The organism is Nocardia sp. NPDC057440, assembly GCF_042802915.1.
GTDB lineage: Bacteria > Actinomycetota > Actinomycetes > Mycobacteriales > Mycobacteriaceae > Nocardia.
This window is the reverse complement of record NZ_JBHVDF010000009.1, coordinates 211,958-227,685: the sequence shown is the minus strand read 5'-3', so window position 1 is coordinate 227,685 and position 15,728 is coordinate 211,958. Positions and strand designations below refer to the sequence as shown.

General features: G+C 67.7%; 15 protein-coding genes. 6 read left to right on the top strand and 9 right to left on the bottom strand.

Going from position 1 to position 15,728, the window contains the following annotated elements; genetic code table 11:
- Positions 1-12: 12 nt before the first annotated feature.
- Positions 13-1,104: a substrate-binding domain-containing protein gene (locus ACFU4Z_RS20570; protein ID WP_379065234.1), complete on the top strand. Its 1,092-nt coding sequence runs from the start codon at positions 13-15 to the stop codon at positions 1,102-1,104.
- On the opposite strand, the gene ACFU4Z_RS20565 is transcribed toward ACFU4Z_RS20570, so the two are convergent.
- The 3 genes from ACFU4Z_RS20565 to ACFU4Z_RS20555 all read right to left on the bottom strand — a co-directional run bounded on the left by ACFU4Z_RS20565 (position 1,047) and on the right by ACFU4Z_RS20555 (position 3,514).
- Positions 1,047-2,114, bottom strand: a complete 1,068-nt coding sequence (locus tag ACFU4Z_RS20565; protein WP_379065232.1) for a pyridoxal-phosphate dependent enzyme — start codon at positions 2,112-2,114, stop codon at positions 1,047-1,049. The two genes, ACFU4Z_RS20570 and ACFU4Z_RS20565, sit on opposite strands and share 58 nt — an antisense overlap.
- A 143-nt stretch (positions 2,115-2,257) precedes the next feature.
- The gene (locus tag ACFU4Z_RS20560) at positions 2,258-2,899 is read right to left on the bottom strand and encodes a hemerythrin domain-containing protein (RefSeq protein WP_379065230.1); all 642 of its coding nucleotides are present in this window, start codon (positions 2,897-2,899) and stop codon (positions 2,258-2,260) included.
- Positions 2,900-2,950: 51 nt separating this feature from the next.
- Positions 2,951-3,514 (bottom strand): carboxymuconolactone decarboxylase family protein, encoded by a 564-nt coding sequence (locus tag ACFU4Z_RS20555; protein ID WP_379065228.1) that lies wholly within the window; start codon positions 3,512-3,514, stop codon positions 2,951-2,953.
- Between the two features lie 67 nt (positions 3,515-3,581).
- On the opposite strand from ACFU4Z_RS20555, the gene ACFU4Z_RS20550 reads away from it, so the two are divergent.
- A complete protein-coding gene (locus tag ACFU4Z_RS20550) occupies positions 3,582-6,677 on the top strand; it encodes a tetratricopeptide repeat protein (RefSeq protein ID WP_379065226.1) in 3,096 nt (1,031 codons plus the stop codon).
- Positions 6,678-6,807: 130 nt separating this feature from the next.
- On the opposite strand, the gene ACFU4Z_RS20545 is transcribed toward ACFU4Z_RS20550, so the two are convergent.
- From ACFU4Z_RS20545 to ACFU4Z_RS20520, 6 genes are all read right to left on the bottom strand, one after another.
- Positions 6,808-7,386, bottom strand: coding sequence for a TetR/AcrR family transcriptional regulator (locus ACFU4Z_RS20545; RefSeq protein WP_379065224.1), 579 nt, complete (start codon positions 7,384-7,386; stop codon positions 6,808-6,810).
- Between the two features lie 11 nt (positions 7,387-7,397).
- Entirely contained in the window at positions 7,398-8,864 is a 1,467-nt protein-coding gene (locus ACFU4Z_RS20540; protein ID WP_379065222.1) for an FAD-dependent oxidoreductase, read from the bottom strand.
- 155 nt (positions 8,865-9,019) lie between these two features.
- Positions 9,020-9,478, bottom strand: coding sequence for a carboxymuconolactone decarboxylase family protein (locus ACFU4Z_RS20535; protein WP_379065220.1), 459 nt, complete (start codon positions 9,476-9,478; stop codon positions 9,020-9,022).
- Positions 9,475-10,401, bottom strand: a complete 927-nt coding sequence (locus tag ACFU4Z_RS20530) for an NAD(P)-dependent oxidoreductase (RefSeq protein ID WP_379065218.1) — start codon at positions 10,399-10,401, stop codon at positions 9,475-9,477. The genes ACFU4Z_RS20535 and ACFU4Z_RS20530 overlap by 4 nt, the downstream gene beginning before the upstream one ends.
- Positions 10,398-11,150 carry an SDR family oxidoreductase gene (locus tag ACFU4Z_RS20525; protein WP_379065215.1) on the bottom strand — a complete coding sequence of 251 codons (753 nt, stop codon included), beginning with the start codon at positions 11,148-11,150 and terminating at the stop codon, positions 10,398-10,400. The genes ACFU4Z_RS20530 and ACFU4Z_RS20525 overlap by 4 nt, the downstream gene beginning before the upstream one ends.
- Positions 11,151-11,167: 17 nt before the next feature.
- Entirely contained in the window at positions 11,168-12,637 is a 1,470-nt protein-coding gene (locus ACFU4Z_RS20520) for an aldehyde dehydrogenase (RefSeq protein WP_379065212.1), read from the bottom strand.
- 290 nt (positions 12,638-12,927) lie between these two features.
- Here ACFU4Z_RS20520 and ACFU4Z_RS20515 point away from each other — a divergent pair, with 290 nt between their 5' ends.
- The 4 genes from ACFU4Z_RS20515 to ACFU4Z_RS20500 are packed head-to-tail and all read left to right on the top strand — an operon-like array spanning position 12,928 to position 15,723.
- Positions 12,928-14,133: a cytochrome P450 gene (locus tag ACFU4Z_RS20515; protein ID WP_379065210.1), complete on the top strand. Its 1,206-nt coding sequence runs from the start codon at positions 12,928-12,930 to the stop codon at positions 14,131-14,133.
- Positions 14,133-14,951 (top strand): SDR family oxidoreductase, encoded by an 819-nt coding sequence (locus tag ACFU4Z_RS20510; RefSeq protein ID WP_379065208.1) that lies wholly within the window; start codon positions 14,133-14,135, stop codon positions 14,949-14,951. The genes ACFU4Z_RS20515 and ACFU4Z_RS20510 overlap by 1 nt, the downstream gene beginning before the upstream one ends.
- Positions 14,948-15,172 (top strand): ferredoxin, encoded by a 225-nt coding sequence (locus ACFU4Z_RS20505; RefSeq protein ID WP_379065206.1) that lies wholly within the window; start codon positions 14,948-14,950, stop codon positions 15,170-15,172. Before ACFU4Z_RS20510 ends, ACFU4Z_RS20505 begins: the two co-directional genes overlap by 4 nt.
- A complete protein-coding gene (locus ACFU4Z_RS20500; protein WP_379065204.1) occupies positions 15,172-15,723 on the top strand; it encodes a nuclear transport factor 2 family protein in 552 nt (183 codons plus the stop codon). Before ACFU4Z_RS20505 ends, ACFU4Z_RS20500 begins: the two co-directional genes overlap by 1 nt.
- Positions 15,724-15,728: the final 5 nt, after the last annotated feature.

Sequence of the window (15,728 nt, the reverse complement as noted above, 5' to 3'; positions counted from 1 at the left end):
TGGAAATATACGGTGGTGATTCCCTTGCCGCACTCGGGTTTTCGTGGCCGTCGCGACACCGTGGACATTGCGCTGGTGGTGCCGCTGAGCGGACCGGCTGGCTTGTTCGGCCCGTCCTGTGAGGCCTGCGCCACTCTCGCCGTCGACGACATCAATGCCGCGGGCGGCATTCTCGACCGCCGGGTCCGGATACACGCCGTCGACGCGGGCGCGCCGCTGCCCGTACTGGCCGCGCAGATCGACCGCATGGTCAGCACGGGACTCGTCGACGGCGTCGTCGGCTGGCATCTGTCCAACGCCCGCAAGGTGATCACGCCGCAGACCGCCGGACGCGTGCCTTACATCTACACGACCTTCTATGAGGGCGGTGAGGATTCCGACGGCGTCTACATGGTCGGCGAGACCCCTGACCAGCAACTCTTCCCCGCCCTGCGCTGGCTGCGCGCGGAACACGGCATCCGGCGCTGGTGCGTGATCGGCAACGACTACGTGTGGCCTCGCGAAACTGCGCTAGCTACAAAGGAATTCGCGGCGACGACCGACATCGAGATAATCGGTGAGAGCTACATCCCGCTCGGCGGACGCAACTTCCGCGGCGCGCTCGACCTGATCGAACGCTCACCCGCGCAAGGGGTTCTGGTCTTCATGGTCGGCGCCGACTGTGCCGCCTTCAACCAGGCGTTCGCCAGGGCCGGCCTGGACGAGCACCGCCTGCGGCTGAGCATGATGATCGGCGAAGATGTGCTATACGCGAGCGGCCCCGAGAGCACACGCGGCTTGTACACCGCCAGTGGCTATTTCGAGAGCGTGGTCTCCGCCGAGAGCATGGACTTCGGCGCGCGATATCTCCGGCGGTTCGGCGCGTTCGCGCCGGCGCTGAACAATATCGGCGAATCCTGCTACGAGGGCATGCTGTTGTTCGCGGCCCTGGCCGAGACCGCCCGCAGCCTCGATCTGCGTGCCATCGAAAGCCGTTCCGCCGGTGTCAGTTACGGCGGACCGCGTGGTGAGGTCCGAGTCCGTGGCGCACACACCACCCAACCGGTCTACCTCGCCGACGCGGACGCCCTCGACTTCACCGTGCTGGCCGAACTGAACTCCTGACGATGGGTGCACCCGGTCTCGGTGCGACCAGGATGGTGGCCGACCGCGCCGATCTCGGCGCGCAGATCGGTCGGGTCGGTGTTGGCCCCGCACAGGATCACGCCGACCCGCTCTCCTCGGCCAGGCCGATACGCGCGGGTCGAGAGCGCCGCGAGGGCCGTCGCCGAGCCGTGCTCGACCACGAGACCGTAGCCCTCCCACAAGGATCGGCGGGCCCGGATGATCGCGTCGTCGTCGACGACTACCGATCGCGCGTCCGCGCTCCTGGCCCAGGAGAGGGCAGCGGCGGAAATACGGGGCGCGCCAAGCGAATCCGCGGCAATCGAGTCGATGTCCACGTCCAGGACGGCATCGGCCGCCAGTGCCGCATGCAGCGCGCAGCTACCCTCGGGCTCCGCGCCGACCACTCTGATGCCGCGACCTTCGGCGACCGCGGCGACACCGGAGAACATGCCGCCCGCACCGACCGCGAGCACGATCGTGTCCAATTTCGGTATGGCGGTCAGGCATTCGAGCAGGATCGTGCCCGCGCCCGCCGAGGTCAGATTGTCGTCGAAGGTGTAGGCGTCGATCGCGCCGGTGCGCGCCATGAACAGACCCGCGTTGTCCTGCGCCTGCTCCTGCGTCCGGCCGAAAACGCGCACATCGGCGCCCAGCGCCCGCAGCCGATCGACCCTCGCCTTCGCTGCCGAATCCGCAAGGAAGACGGTGGCGGGAATACCGAACATTCTGGCCGCCCAAGCGAATCCGATGTCGGCATTGCGGCCGGTGGCCGAAACAATGCCCGCGTCGGGCACCGTGCCCGCCGCGAGCATGGCGGCGAGCAGATTGGCCGCACCCCGCGCCTTGAACGAGCCGGTGTGCTGCATGAATTCGAGCCCGAGGAAAACCTCCGCGCCGGGGGCGTACTCCGGGCCTGCCTCCACTACGGTGAGTGGTCGCACAAGTCCGGTGATGCGCTCGGCCGCGGCTTCGACATCCACCAGGGACGGGGTACAGATACCGATCACCCGGCAGCCTCCTCACGATCTATGGCCCCATCGGGGACGTTAGACATGGAGCGCGCCGGGCGGTATCGGGCATCTGCCCTAATTTGCCGAAGACTGAGCCGTCCCGGACCTGTTTCGATCGGGGACAGCACAGTGAGAACCTACTATTTGGAAGTATCTGCGCTCCACCGATCCAGTGCAATGTAGGCGGGTTGCCACTGGTGGAAATAGGCGGCGCGGACCGGCTCCGGCAGCGGCGCGAGGACCGTGTCGACCGTCCGCTCGTCGGCGCCGTCGAGCAGCCACGGAATCAGTTGTGGCGCATCCGGTCCGATCCTGCTGCCGTGCAGCTGACCGAACGCCTGCCACTGCGGCAGCGTGACCGTTGCCTGGATCAACGGCAGCGCCTGCTTTTCTTCGTGCTCGAGGTGCCCGACCAGGACGGTGACCAGCGCATCGACCAGGTCGCCGAGGCGCTGCGCACCGCTCTCACGATCGGCGAAGGCCGCCTCGATCGCCTCGATCAGCGGGTCGACGGCGCCGTGCTCGGCTTCCATGGCGTCGAGCAGCGCCAGCTCCGAAGGACGCTCGGCCAGCGTTTCGCGCATCACCGGCCAGAGCGCGTCGTCCTCGGCGGTGTGGTGGATATGCAGGGATTTGGTGAACAACCGCCAGCCCGCCGCAGTCGCGAGGATCTTGCGCGGGTCGTCGTCGATCCGGCTGGTGATCTTGGCGATCTGCTCCAGCTCGCGCCGCAGCGCGTGGTGCATGGCGTACATGGTGGTCATGTCGAGCGAGGCGCTCATGGTTACTCCTGATTGTCGAGCGTGAGCTGCGGCCGGGTCGATGGTGCGTAGTCAGTCGAGCTGGGACGAGTCGATGGGGTCGGTGTGCGAGACGAGTGGCCAGTCGTTGGCCACCCGGCCCGCGAGGGAGAGGTAATTGTCGAAGATGGCGAGGGCAACGCAGGCGATGATGTCGACGAGGTCCGCGTCCGCCAGCTCCGCGCCCGCCTGCGTGAGTTCCGCGTCGGTGACCGCGCCGCGACGCCGCAACAGTGCGGCGGCGAAGCCGAGCACCGCCGCGTCCTTCGGGTCCGCGGCGGTACCCGCGCGAGCGCGATCGACCTCGTCTCGGCGCAGGCCGTTCAGCCGGGTGCCGACGAAGCTGTGCGCGGACAGGCCGTAGTCGCAGCCGTTCTCCTGGGAGACGAGCACGCCGATGCGGGCGCGCGTCGCCGCGGGCAGCCCGCTGTCGCACAGCGCCGCGGCGAGGTCGAGATAGCCGCGCAACGCGACAGGACTGTTGGCCATCGCCTTGGCGACATTCGGCGTGATCCCGAACCGCTGTTGCGCTGTGGCGAACAGACGTCGGGTCGCACCTGTTGTTGCTTCCGGCTCGATCAGGGGGATGTGCGGCATGAAAACACCTTCTTCGACCGAGTTGATACTTTGGCGATGCTTCGAAGATGGGTGTTCTATGGGTGGCTTGGTCAGTGTTCGTTTCACGGTCCTCGGACCGGTCGAGGTCGTGGTGGACGGTCGCGCATTGCCCGCGGCACCGCGGCATCGTGCCGTTTTGGCCTGGTTGTTGCTCAATGCCGGGCGGGTGTACAGCAACGAGCGACTGATCGACGCCGTCTGGGGCATGGAGCCGCCCGGCACGGCGCGCTCGCAAATTCATGCGGCGATGACCGCGATCCGCAGGGTGCTGCGGGAAGCGGGCATCGCCGAGGCACTGGAGAGCAAAGCCGCCGGATACGTCGTGACGCCCGAACCCGGGATGCTCGATCTCGATGAGTTCACCCGGCGGCTTGCCACAGCTCGGACACTGACAGCACAAGATCCGACGGCCGCGGTAGCCGAACTGCGGGCAGCGCTGTCGCTGTGGCAGGGCGAGGCGCTGGCCGGCCTGAATGCCGACTACGTCGCCTCGGCGCGCCTACTGCTCGACGAGAAGCGACTCGGAGCCTTCGAGCAACTGGCCGAGATCGAGCTTTCACTCGGCAAACACGACCAACTGCTCGACGAGCTGCGGGCACACGTCGCGGCGAATCCCTTGCGGGAGAAGCTGTCCGCGCAGCTCATGCTCGCCCTGCACCGAGCGGGACGGCAGGCCGACGCACTCGCGATCGCGCGAAGTTTTCGGACGGTGCTCGCCGAACTGCAGGGGCTCGATCCGAGTAGCGCGTTCGTCGCGCTGGAACAGGCCGTGCTGCGGGACGACCCGACGACCCGGGCACCTGCGCTCCCGCGTTCGCCGACCGCACCCGCGACTTCCGATCTCGCGCTATCTGATTCTGCGACCTCCGGTTCCGAGGCTGCTGGGATCACACCGCCGGATTCGGAACCGGACGGTCCCGCGCAGTCCCCGTCGGCGAGCTTCACACCGACGCGATCGGAGCCCGCGCTGCACGGCGCACCGCGATCGGGTTCGACGACCACGGTGCCGGAGCCGGCTCCGGCACTTGCTGCGGCTAGGTCGACCAGAGCGAACTTCCTCCCTTACGACATACCGGATTTCGCGGGCCGCAGTACCGAACTCGACCGCCTCATCGCCCCCCTCGACGACGCCTCGGTAACGATCCGCGCGATCGACGGCATGGCGGGTATCGGCAAGACCGCGCTGGCGGTGCACGTGGCGCATCGAGTGGCGCAACGCTTCCCCGATGGCCAGCTGTTCATCGATCTCCAGGCGCATTCGGCCGATCTGGAGCCGGTGGCGGCGGACGCGGCGCTGGAAATTCTTCTGCGCCAGTTGGGAATTCCTGACGAGAGCATCCCGACCTCGACGGTGGACCGTGGCGCGCTCTGGCGCGCGGAGCTGGCCGGACGCCGGGTGGTCGTCGTGTTCGACAACGCCGCGGATGCAGACCATGTCCGCCCGCTGCTGCCGAGCACCGGTGCGAGCCTCCTACTCGTCACCAGCCGCAGGCGCCTCGTAGATCTGGATGGCGCGCAAGCACTTTCGGTCGATCTGCTGCCCGCCGACGATGCCGTCGGACTGTTCGAGCGGATCGTCGGAGCCCGTGCGATCGCCGAACCACTTGCGGTGCTCGATGTGCTGCAACTGTGCGGCTTCCTACCGCTCGCCGTGCGGATCGCGGGTGCCCGGCTGCAGCATCGCCCGCGCTGGACAGTCGAGTATCTGGCCGGAAGGCTGCGCGGCGAACGCCGCAGGCTCGCCGAATTGTCCACGGCCGAAAGGGGGGTCGCTGCCGCCTTCGCGCTGTCGTATCGCCAGCTGGAACCCGCGCACCGGCGCATGTTCCGCCTACTCGGCCTGCATCCCGGCCGCGACATCGATGCCGGTGCGGCAGCGGCGCTGGCCGATGACTGCGTCGATGATGCCGAAATGCTGTTGGAAGATCTGCTGGACGCGCACGTCATCGCTCAGCACAAGCTCGGCCGCTACACCTTTCACGAGTTACTGCGCGAGCACGCCCGCGCCACCGCGGCCGAAGAAGAAACCGACGACAGCCGAAGCATCGCCCGCACGCGGCTGTTAGAGCATTACCTGCACACGGCGCGCGCAGCCGTCGATCTGCTGTTCCACTACAGCACGCAACACCGTCGACCGCTGCCGGAGCCGAGCGGACCGATCGTTCCCTTCATCGACAATGCGGCAGCCGCCCGGTGGTTGGATGCCGAACGCGAAAACCTCATTGCCACAGCAGGTTATGCCGTCGAACACGGCTCGCCCGCCTACGCGCGTGACGCGGCGGAAACCCTGCGCCCCTACCTCGACGGGCACTCCCGCCACACCGATGCCGCGCGCCTGCACACCGTCGGCCTCAGCGCCAGCAGGCAACTGTCGGACCGCAGCGGCGAAGCCCGTGCGCTGACCGACCTCGGCTGGGCCCACTGGCGCGACGGCGACTTCGAACAGGCCGTCAGCCGATCTACTCGGGCACTGGAGGTATCCCGCGAGATCGACGACCGTCTCCAGGAAGCTCGGGCACTGAACACCCTCGGCAATGTCGCCTGGCGTCGCCGCGACTACGACCTGGCTCGCCGAAACCTCGAGCACGCACTGCAACTCGCGATCGAGGCCGATAACCAGGTCGGCGAAGCACATGTACGCGGCAATCTCGGCATGGTCTTCGCGGCCGCCGCCCGCTACACCGAGGCCGAGGACCATCTCGACCGGGCTCTGGCGCTGCACAAGAAACTCGGCAACCAACGCGGCGAGGCCCTGCTGCTCAACAACCTCGGCGTCATCGCTCGCGGCACCGGACAATTCGAACTCTCCCTCGCCAACCACAGCCGCGCCAGGGACCTCTACCGCATGTTGGGCAACCCCAGCGACGAGGCCGCCGCCGTCAACGGCCTCGGCGAAACCGCCCGGTGCGGCGGCGATCCCAACCGAGCCGTCGCCGATCACACCACCGCGCTCGAACTCGCCGACGCGGCAAGCCACCTCCCCGAACAGGCCCGCGCCCACGACGGGCTGGCCCGCGCCCACCATGCCCTCGGCAACCTGGACCGAGCCCGCACGCACGGCAAGGCGGCACTGGAGCTCTACACCGAACTCGGGGTCCCGGAAGCCGATGACATGCGGGCCTTCCTCGACTGCTTGCCCTGAATTCGGCGTTGCGGCGTCGTGCCGATTCCGGATCAGGCCGTCCCGGCGACCTCGCCGACGTTTCAGGAGCGAGCACGGCATGGGCGATCGAACCAGCACGGGCACCCGATCGAGTACGCCGGATGTCTCGCTATTCGAGGATGAGCAACGCCGACTTCTCCAGGCGGTCGGCTATTTCGGAGTAGGAGGCATAGCCCATCCCCGCGCGGACGAGTGCGCCCGCGTAGAGAAGTTCCAAGGATTCGACGACGTCGGGGTCGGCGTCGGGACCGAGGGCGCGCAGCAGGCGTTTGCGGATTTCGGCGCCGATGCGAGCACGCAGATGCGCGACGTCGGGGTCACGGCCCAACAGCGCGCTGGTGACCGCCCCGGACAGTTCCTGTTCGTCGGCGACGAGCAGTGCGATATTGCGCAGCTCCGCGAGGACCCGGACCGTGGGGTCCGGGTCCGCGCTGACCGGCGCGGAGCTGGAAACCAAACGCCGCCAGAAGATCTCGGCGACGAGGTGTTCCTTGGAGGAGAAATAGGTATATGCCGTGGCGGTGCCGACGCCGGCCGCCGCGGCGACCATGCGGATTGTCATCCCCGCGAAACCCTCGCGGGCAAGGACTTCCACCGCCGCTCTGGTGAGCTTGTCGACGGTGTCGGCCTGCTTCTCGGTGAGGCGGCGCCGGGTCGCCTCGAGGATGATGGACTCGCCTTCGGACATGTGTCTAGATCCTACTTGGCGGCGGCGAGTCCGGCGCGGCGGCCATAGAAGCTGCCGTCGCCGAGGGACGCGCCACTGACGTATCCGCCCGCGCAGAGACCCGAGGTGCAGCGTCCCGCGGCGAACAATCCGGCGATCGGCTCACCCGACACGTGCAGCACCCGGGAGTCGAGGTCGGTGCGCACACCGCCGAGGGTGAAGCCCGCGGTGAAACCGCGCATGTCGAACGCCGCGAGCGGAGCGCCGATCGGGCGCACCCACTCGGGTTTCTTGCCGAGCAACGGATCGTTGCCGTCGGCGGCGTGCAGGTTGTACGCGGCGACCGTGCCTTGAAGCGTCAGCGTCGGCAGACCCATGTCCGCCTCGAGCTCGGCGACCGTCTCGGCGGCCCAGGTCGGTGGCTGCCGGAAGAAGGGAGTGGAGGTCTCGGTGGCCAGCGCCGCCTCGAGCGATTCCTCGTCGATGATCAGATACGCCTGATTGTCCTGCTGGATGAGCGTGGCCTGCCCGATCCGTCCCGGGTAGGTGTCCTCGGGGATGTAGCGCTGGCCGCGGCCGTTGACCAGGATGCCGCGCGCCATCATCTGCGGGTCGCCGAAGAACGCGACCTCGGTGGCGTCCATGTGCGCCAGCTCGGCGCCGAGGGCCTGGGCGAGGCGGATGCCGATGCCGTCGTGCTCCTCGATCGCGGCGGCGGGCCTGCCGATCAGCCGCGGCGCATAGCCCTCGATCATCTGCTGGTGGTAGGCGAAACTGCCGGTCGCGAGGACGACACCGCGCTCGGCCCGGATGGCGATCTGTTTGCCGAACTGGGTGGCGAGCACGCCGACGACGCGGTCGGTGTCGTCGACGATCAAACGCCGGATCCTGGTGTCGTATTCGACGTGGACCCCGAGGCCGTCGGCGGTCTCGGCGAGCGGCTTCATCAGCATGTAGCCGCCGCTCTTCTGCCCGATGCGCTTATCCGCCATCTGCGGAACATGTCCGCGCGGTGCGGGTTTCGCGATCTCGTTGAAGGGCGCGGCATTCTCGCCGCCCGAATACATCAGCCCCTCGTCGTGCGGCGGCTCCCAGCCCGGCTGACCCCAGAACGCCTCGCGGAACGGGACGCCACACGAGACCAGCCAGTTGTAGTGCTCGACGCTGCCCTGGCAGTAGTCGGCGATCTTGGCCTTGTCGACGCCGGGGCCGAGTGCGGCGAGCAGGAACGCCTCCATGTTCTCCGGCGTGTCCTCGAAACCGAGTGCCTGCTGCAGCGGGGTGCCGCCGCCGAGGTAGATGAACCCGCCCGCCATGGCGGCCGCGCCGCCCCAGCCACCGGTGCGTTCCAGGATCAGCACATCGGCCCCGGCCCGCGCGGACTCGATCGCCGCGCACACCCCCGCAATGCCGTACCCGGCGACGACGACGTCGGCCTCCTTGTCCCACCCGGAGATCGCACTGGCACGCAGTGGCCGAATTGTCGCGGCATCAGACATGTTCTGTGTTCCTTTACTGTTCTGCTCGGTCGGACCGCGGTGCGTTGCCGAGCTGTCCCGCTCGCTCGCGCGGCAGGCGCTCCGACGGTCCTGTGCTGTCGACTACTGTGCCGCTTCGGGGCGCCCGGCGGGTCGAACTCGGCAACTCGATCGCCCTACTCCGCCGCCGCATCGGATCGCCCGTCCGCCGCGTCAGACTGCCCCGCGGCATCCGCCCGCTGTTGACGCGCGGCCTTCTTCTGCTGGCCGACGATGGTCCCCACCAGCAGATCGAGCTTGGTGCCGTTGGGCCAGCCGACGTAATGGCAGAGGAACAGTGCGATCTCGTGCAACTGTTCCTCGGTGAGCTCCGCAAGGCGCAGCGCCGCGCCGATCTGGATGCCCGCGGTGTCGATCGCGCCCTGGGCGGTCAGCGCGCCGAGCAGGATCAATCGGCGGTCGCGGACGGTGAGCGCAGGGCGCGACCAGATATCGGCGAAGAGGTGATCGGCGGTGACGGCGAAGTGCGCGCCGGGATAGTCCTGGAACTCCGTACCGTAGACCTCGGCCATCTTGGCCAGCCCACGCGCGCGGACGGACTCCGCCGCCGCGCCGTTCGACGGTTGATCGCTCATCGGGATTCCTTTTCTGATGCGGCAGCGCCGACGCCGAGTCCTGGTCCCAGTCGGTCGAGGGCCAGTTCGGCCAGCGGCAGTTCGACGCCGAGCCGGGCGCCCAATTCGAGGGCGAGGGTGAGGTCTTTTTCGCCGAGATCGCGGACGTGGCCGAGGATCGGCAGCCAGAAATCGCCCGGCTCGATCGCCGCGGTGCGGTCGCGCAGCATGATCGCGCCGGGGCCGCCGGTGACGGCATCCGAATGGCGCACGACCTTGCCGAGTGTGGTGATGTCCAGCTCTGCGGCCTCGGCGAGACGCTGTGCCTCGGTGGCGGCGGTGAAGGCGACGAAGTGGAGTAGGTTGCGGGCCAATTTCATTCGGGTGCCCGCACCCACCGGGCCCGCGTGCACGACGAGATCGGCGAAACAGCCGAAGGGGCCACGAACCCGCTGGAATGCCGTGTCGCTGCCGCCGACCATGACGGCGAGCCTGCCGCGTTGCGCACCGGGCGCACCGCCACTCACCGGTGCGTCCACCAGCTCGACGCCGCGCTCAGCGCACTGGCTCGCCAGCTCGACCGCGGTCCGATCGCTGATCGTGGAGTGCACGGCGACCACGGTTCCCGGCACGGCGGTGTGCAGGATGCCCGCCGGCCCCGCGACGACAGCCCGGACCTGCTCGTCGTTCAGCACCGTCACCGAGATGACGGCGGCTTGCTGCGCGACCTGTGCCGCGCTGCCTGCCGCCCGCGCTCCCGACTCGAGGAACGGCTCGACCGCCTCCGGCCGCGTGTCACACACCGTGAGCCCGCCGGACCACTCCAGCAGCCGCTTCGCCATCGGCGCGCCCATATTGCCGAGACCGATGAAGCCGACCCGGAATTCGGCGGCGGACCCGTTGGCCGCTTGCCCGGATCGCTGCGCACCCGCACCCGTGCTCATGACCGGAACACTTGTCCGCCGTCGACATTGAAGATCTGGCCGGTCACCCAGCTCGCCTCGTCCGAGAGCAGGTAGAGGCAGGCGCCGACCAGGTCCTCGGGTGTCCCCATCCGTTTGAGCGGCAACCGGTTCACCATGTCGGTGACGATCGCCTCCGGTGTCACCGCCTTGGTGGCCTCGGTGTCGATCGGTCCGGGCGCGATGGCGTTGATCCGAATCTTGGAGCCGCCGAGCTCGAAGGCCAGCTGCTGGGTCAGACCATTGACGCCGACCTTCGCGAGGCCGTAGAAGCTGGAGTATGTCCATGCGGCCGTGGATGATTGGTTGACGATCGAGCCGCCACCGGCGGCCATCATGGGCTTCCACACCGCGCGGGTCATGTTCAGCGCGCCGTCCATGTTCACGCCCATGAACTTCTTGTAGTAATCCCACGGCACCGTCAGCAGCAGATTCAGCTTCATCTCGCCGTAGATGGCCGCATTGTTGACCAAGTGGTTGATGCCGCCGAACTCGCCGACGGTGAATTCGGCCAGCGCCGTGGCGGATTCGGGTTCGGACACATCGACCTCGCCGAACACCGCGGTACCGCCGTCGGCGACGATCTGCTCCGCGACCGCCTTTCCGCCTGCCACATTACGGTCGGCGACAACGACTTCGGCGCCCTCGGCGGCCAGCGCCCGCGCATACACCGCGCCGATCCCCTGTGCGGCACCGGTGACGATGACGGATCTTCCCGCGAAACGGGCCATGACGTCAGCTCCTCTAGTCAGGCTTGGTAGGCGATCAGCTTGGTTTCCAGGTATTCCTCGAAGCCGGCGATGCCCATCTCCCGGCCGATGCCGGACTGCTTGTACCCGCCGAACGGGGCGTCCGCGGCGTACCAGATGCCGCCGTTCACGCTCAGCGTCCCGGTCCGAACCCCGTCGGTGACACGCCGAATCCGGTCCTGGTCACTCCCCCAGACCGAACCCGACAGCCCGTACGGGGAATCGTTGGCGATCCGGATCGCGTCGTCGTCGCCGTCGTAGGGAATCACCACCAGCACCGGACCGAAGATCTCCTCGCGGGCGACCGTCGCGGTGTTCGCGATGTCCGCGATCAGGGTCGGCTCGATGTAGAAGCCGCGCTCACGATTCGCGGGCCGCCCGCCGCCGGTGACAATGCGGCCGCCCTCGGCGACGGCGATCTCCAGATAGCGCTCGACGCGGGCCCGCTGCCGCTGTGAGATCAGCGGGCCGCAGACCGTGCGCGGATCCGCCGGATCACCGGGCACGATCCCGCCCAATGTCGCCGCCGCGATCTGCACCGCGTCGTCATACGCCGCACGTGGGACCAGCAGGCGGGTGGTGATGGCACAGCCCTGTCCGGCGTGCACGCACACCGAGAAGGCCGCGACGCCGACGGCAGCAGCGATATTCGCGTCGTCGAGCACGATGAACGCCGACTTGCCGCCGAGCTCGAGGAAGGTCTTCTTCAGCGTGGTCGCCGCCCCTGCCATCACCGCTTTCCCGGTCTGTGTCGAGCCGGTGAAGCTGATCATGTCGACCCGAGGATCGGTGGTCAGTCGCGCGCCGATCGCGTGGTCGGCGGAGGTGACGATATTGACGACGCCCGGTGGGATATCGGTGTGCTCGGCGATCACCGCACCGACGGCCGCCGCGCACCATGGCGTGTCGGGAGCGGGCTTGAGCACCAGCGTGTTTCCGGCCGCGAGCGCCGGTCCGAGTTTCGCGAAATTGATCTGGTGCGGAAAGTTCCACGGGGTGATCGCGCCGACCACGCCGACCGCCTCTCTGCGCAGCACCCGGCGGGTCTTGATGCCCATCGGCTCCGCGACGCCGAGATCCGTTTCCCAGCTGTATGTTTCGGCGAGCGACGCGGAGTAGCCCAGGTCGGCGACCGGGCCCTCCAACTGCGGACCTCTGGTCAGCATCCTCGGCGCGCCCGCCTCGGCGACGGTGATCTCCCGCAGTTCGTCGGCGTGAGCCTGCAACGCCGTGCGCAGCTGTTCGAGGCAGCGGGCACGGAAGACGTGATTGCGTGACCAATCGGTGTCGTCGAACGCGGTGCGTGCGGCGGCGACGGCCGCGTCCATATCGCCGCCGCCCGCGTCAGCGGCCTGGCCGAGGACTTCCTCGGTCGCGGGGTTCACGGTGTCGAATACGCCCTCGGCGCCTGCCACCAGTTTGCCGCCGATGAGCAGGCGGGATTCGGCATTGGGCAGGAGGCTGCTCATCAAAGGCTCCGATCCTGTCTGGACACGTGTACGGAATATAGTCTCGGCGCCCGAGGTGATGCAAGAACATGTTTCAGATATGCCGCCCTTCGCGCAGCGATTCCCGGCCTCGGCGGCCATCCGAATACATCCGGGATCCACACCGACGACCACTGGCAAATCCCGCAGAATCGTTGTCGGGAACAGGCCTCGATGGTACCGTCCAGACACATGTCCAGCTATGTGTCTCTCAACGGTGAAGCGGCATCCTTCATCGACGAGAACTCGTTATCGAATTTCGGGACGGCGCGATGACGGCGGCTTCATGGGAACCGTTGACGTTCGATCCATACGACTACCGATTCCATGAGGACCCCTACCCCACCTATCAGCGGCTGCGCACCGAAGCGCCGCTGTACTACAACGCCGAACTCGACTTCTGGGCACTGTCTCGACATGCCGATGTGACCGGCGCGTTCCGCGACAGCGCCCGGTTGTCGAGCGCCAACGGAGTGTCGCTCGATCCCGCCGCTTGGGGACCGCACGCACACCGGGTGATGTCGTTCCTGGCGATGGACGACCCACGGCACATGCGGATGCGCAGGCTCGTCTACAAGGGCTTCACGCCGAAGCGGGTCGCCGAAATGACCGGCCGCATCAAGGAACTGACACTGTCCTACCTCGAACCCGCCCTGGCTACAGGAACTTTCGATTGGATCGACGAGGTCGCGGGCAAGCTGCCGATGGACGTGATTTCCGAGCTGATGGGTGTGCCCGAACCCGATCGCGCCGAGATCCGCAGACTGGCGGATCTGGTCGTGCACCGGGAGGACGGTGTGCTGGACGTACCGATGCCCGCCGTGCGGGCCTCGATCCGGCTCATCGGCTATTACAGCGACATGGTCGCCGCGCGCAGGCGCTCCCCCGGCGCCGACCTCATCTCGGCGCTCCTGGATGCCGAAATCGACGGCGACACACTGTCGGATGAGGAGATCATCGGGTTCATGTTCCTGATGGTCGTCGCGGGCAACGAGACCACGACCAAACTGCTCGGGAACGCACTGTACTGGGGCGCGAAGTACCCGGCGGAATACGCGCGGGTCGTCGCGGAGCCGGAACTGGTCACCGACTGGGTCGAAGAGACACTGCGCTATGACACTTCCAGTCAGATGGTCGCGCGCAGTGCCGCCGTCGATATCGACCAGCACGGCCGCACTATCCCGGCGGGCGCCAAAGTGCTGCTGCTGATCGGCTCCGCGAATCGCGATCGCGAGGTGTTCACCGACGGCGACAGCTATCGCATCGGCCGCGCCGACAAGGCCGGACTCGCCAGCTTCGGCGCAGGCGTCCATTTCTGCCTCGGCGCGCACCTGGCCCGGTTGGAAGCGGGAGTCGCACTGCGCGAATTCGCTTCGCGGGTCCGGTCCTATGACGTCGCCGATTCCGGCATCGCGCGGGTGCACTCGACGAACGTGCGCGGGTTCGCCCACCTTCCCATCGTCGTGGAGGCGAGATAGTGCCACGTTTCGAACCCCATCCCGTGCGAAGGCCCGCCCTGGTCGCCGGTGCGTCCTCCGGGATCGGCGCCGCCACCGCGGTCGCGCTCGCCGAACTCGGGCACCCCGTCGCGCTCGGTGCGCGCCGCACCGACCACTGCGAGGCGCTGGCGCAGAAGATCCGCGACAGCGGAGGCGAGGCCTTCGCACACCGGCTGGATGTCACCGATCCCACCTCGATCGATGCCTTCGTGACCGCGGCCGAGGCGGCGCTCGGCCCCACCGAAATCCTGGTCTCCGGTGCGGGTGACATCGAATTCGGCCCGGTGCACGACATGGCGCCGGACCGGTTTCTTCAGCAGGTGCAGGTACACCTCGGCGGCGCACACGGGCTTGCGCATCGGGTGCTGCCCGGCATGATCGCCCGGCGCCGCGGCGATATCGTCGTGATCAGCTCCGATTGCGCGGTCGAGCCACGCCCGCACACAGGCGCCTACAGTGCGGCGAAAGCCGGACTCGAAGCCATGGTCGGGCAGCTGCGGATGGAACTGGAGGGCAGCGGAATCCGCGCCTGCCTCGTCCGGCCCGGCCCGACCTTGACCGGCATGGGCATGAACTCCACCCCCGAGGTGATCGGGCCGATGCTGGAGGCCTGGAAAACCTGGGGATTCGCCCGGCACGGGTACATGCTGCGCGCCGCCGACCTGGCCGCCGCGGTAGTTGCGGTGGTCTCCACACCACGTGGCGCACACCTGGCGCTCGTCGAAGTCCAGCCCGAAGCGCCCCTGCGGCCGATCCAGGACAGCGCCTCGAACGAGCAAGACCGGAGCGAGCATTGAGGATCATCGCCGATCTCGACCTGTGCCAAGGGCACGCCGTCTGCCAGGACGAGGCACCGGACACCTTCACCGTGCCCAAGCGCGGCAAGGTGGAAATCACCGATCCGACACCCGGCGCGGACGCGGTCGCAGATGTCGAGCGCGCCGTCCGCTACTGCCCGACACAGGCACTGTCGATCATTGCGGACCAGCCCGCAGCAGGCACGAAAGGAACACCGTAATGCCAGGTTTCGAACGCGGCGAGCTCGACGAGATGGTCCGGCGCTGGGTGCTGGAGAACCAGCGCTGCGAGGAAAAAGGCGATTGGAAGCCGCTCGCCGAGATGTACACCGAGGACGCCACCTACGGCTGGAACTACGGCCCCACCCAGGAATTCATGGCGGTCGGACGCGAGGAGATCCGGGCGCTGGCCCTCGGCCAGGAAATGGACGGGCTGGAAGGCTGGTCCTATCCGTATCAGGAGTTCGTGATCGACGAGCGCAGCGGCAGCGTCATCGGCTTCTGGAAGCAGGTGGCCGATGCCAAGCGGCCCGATGGGCGCAACTTCAGCCCGGAGGGCATCGGCGGCAGCTGGTTCCGCTACGGCGGCGACTACCAATGGTCTTGGCAGCGTGACTTTTTCGACCTCGGCAATGTCTCACAGTTGTTCTTGGAGATGATCTCGGGCAATGCGCTGTTGCCCGGTATGCAGAAGCGGATCCAGCGATCGATGTCCGCAAAACCGCTACCCGGCTGGTACAAAGTCGGCGAAGCGCCGGTTCCCCTGTGGTGACGGCC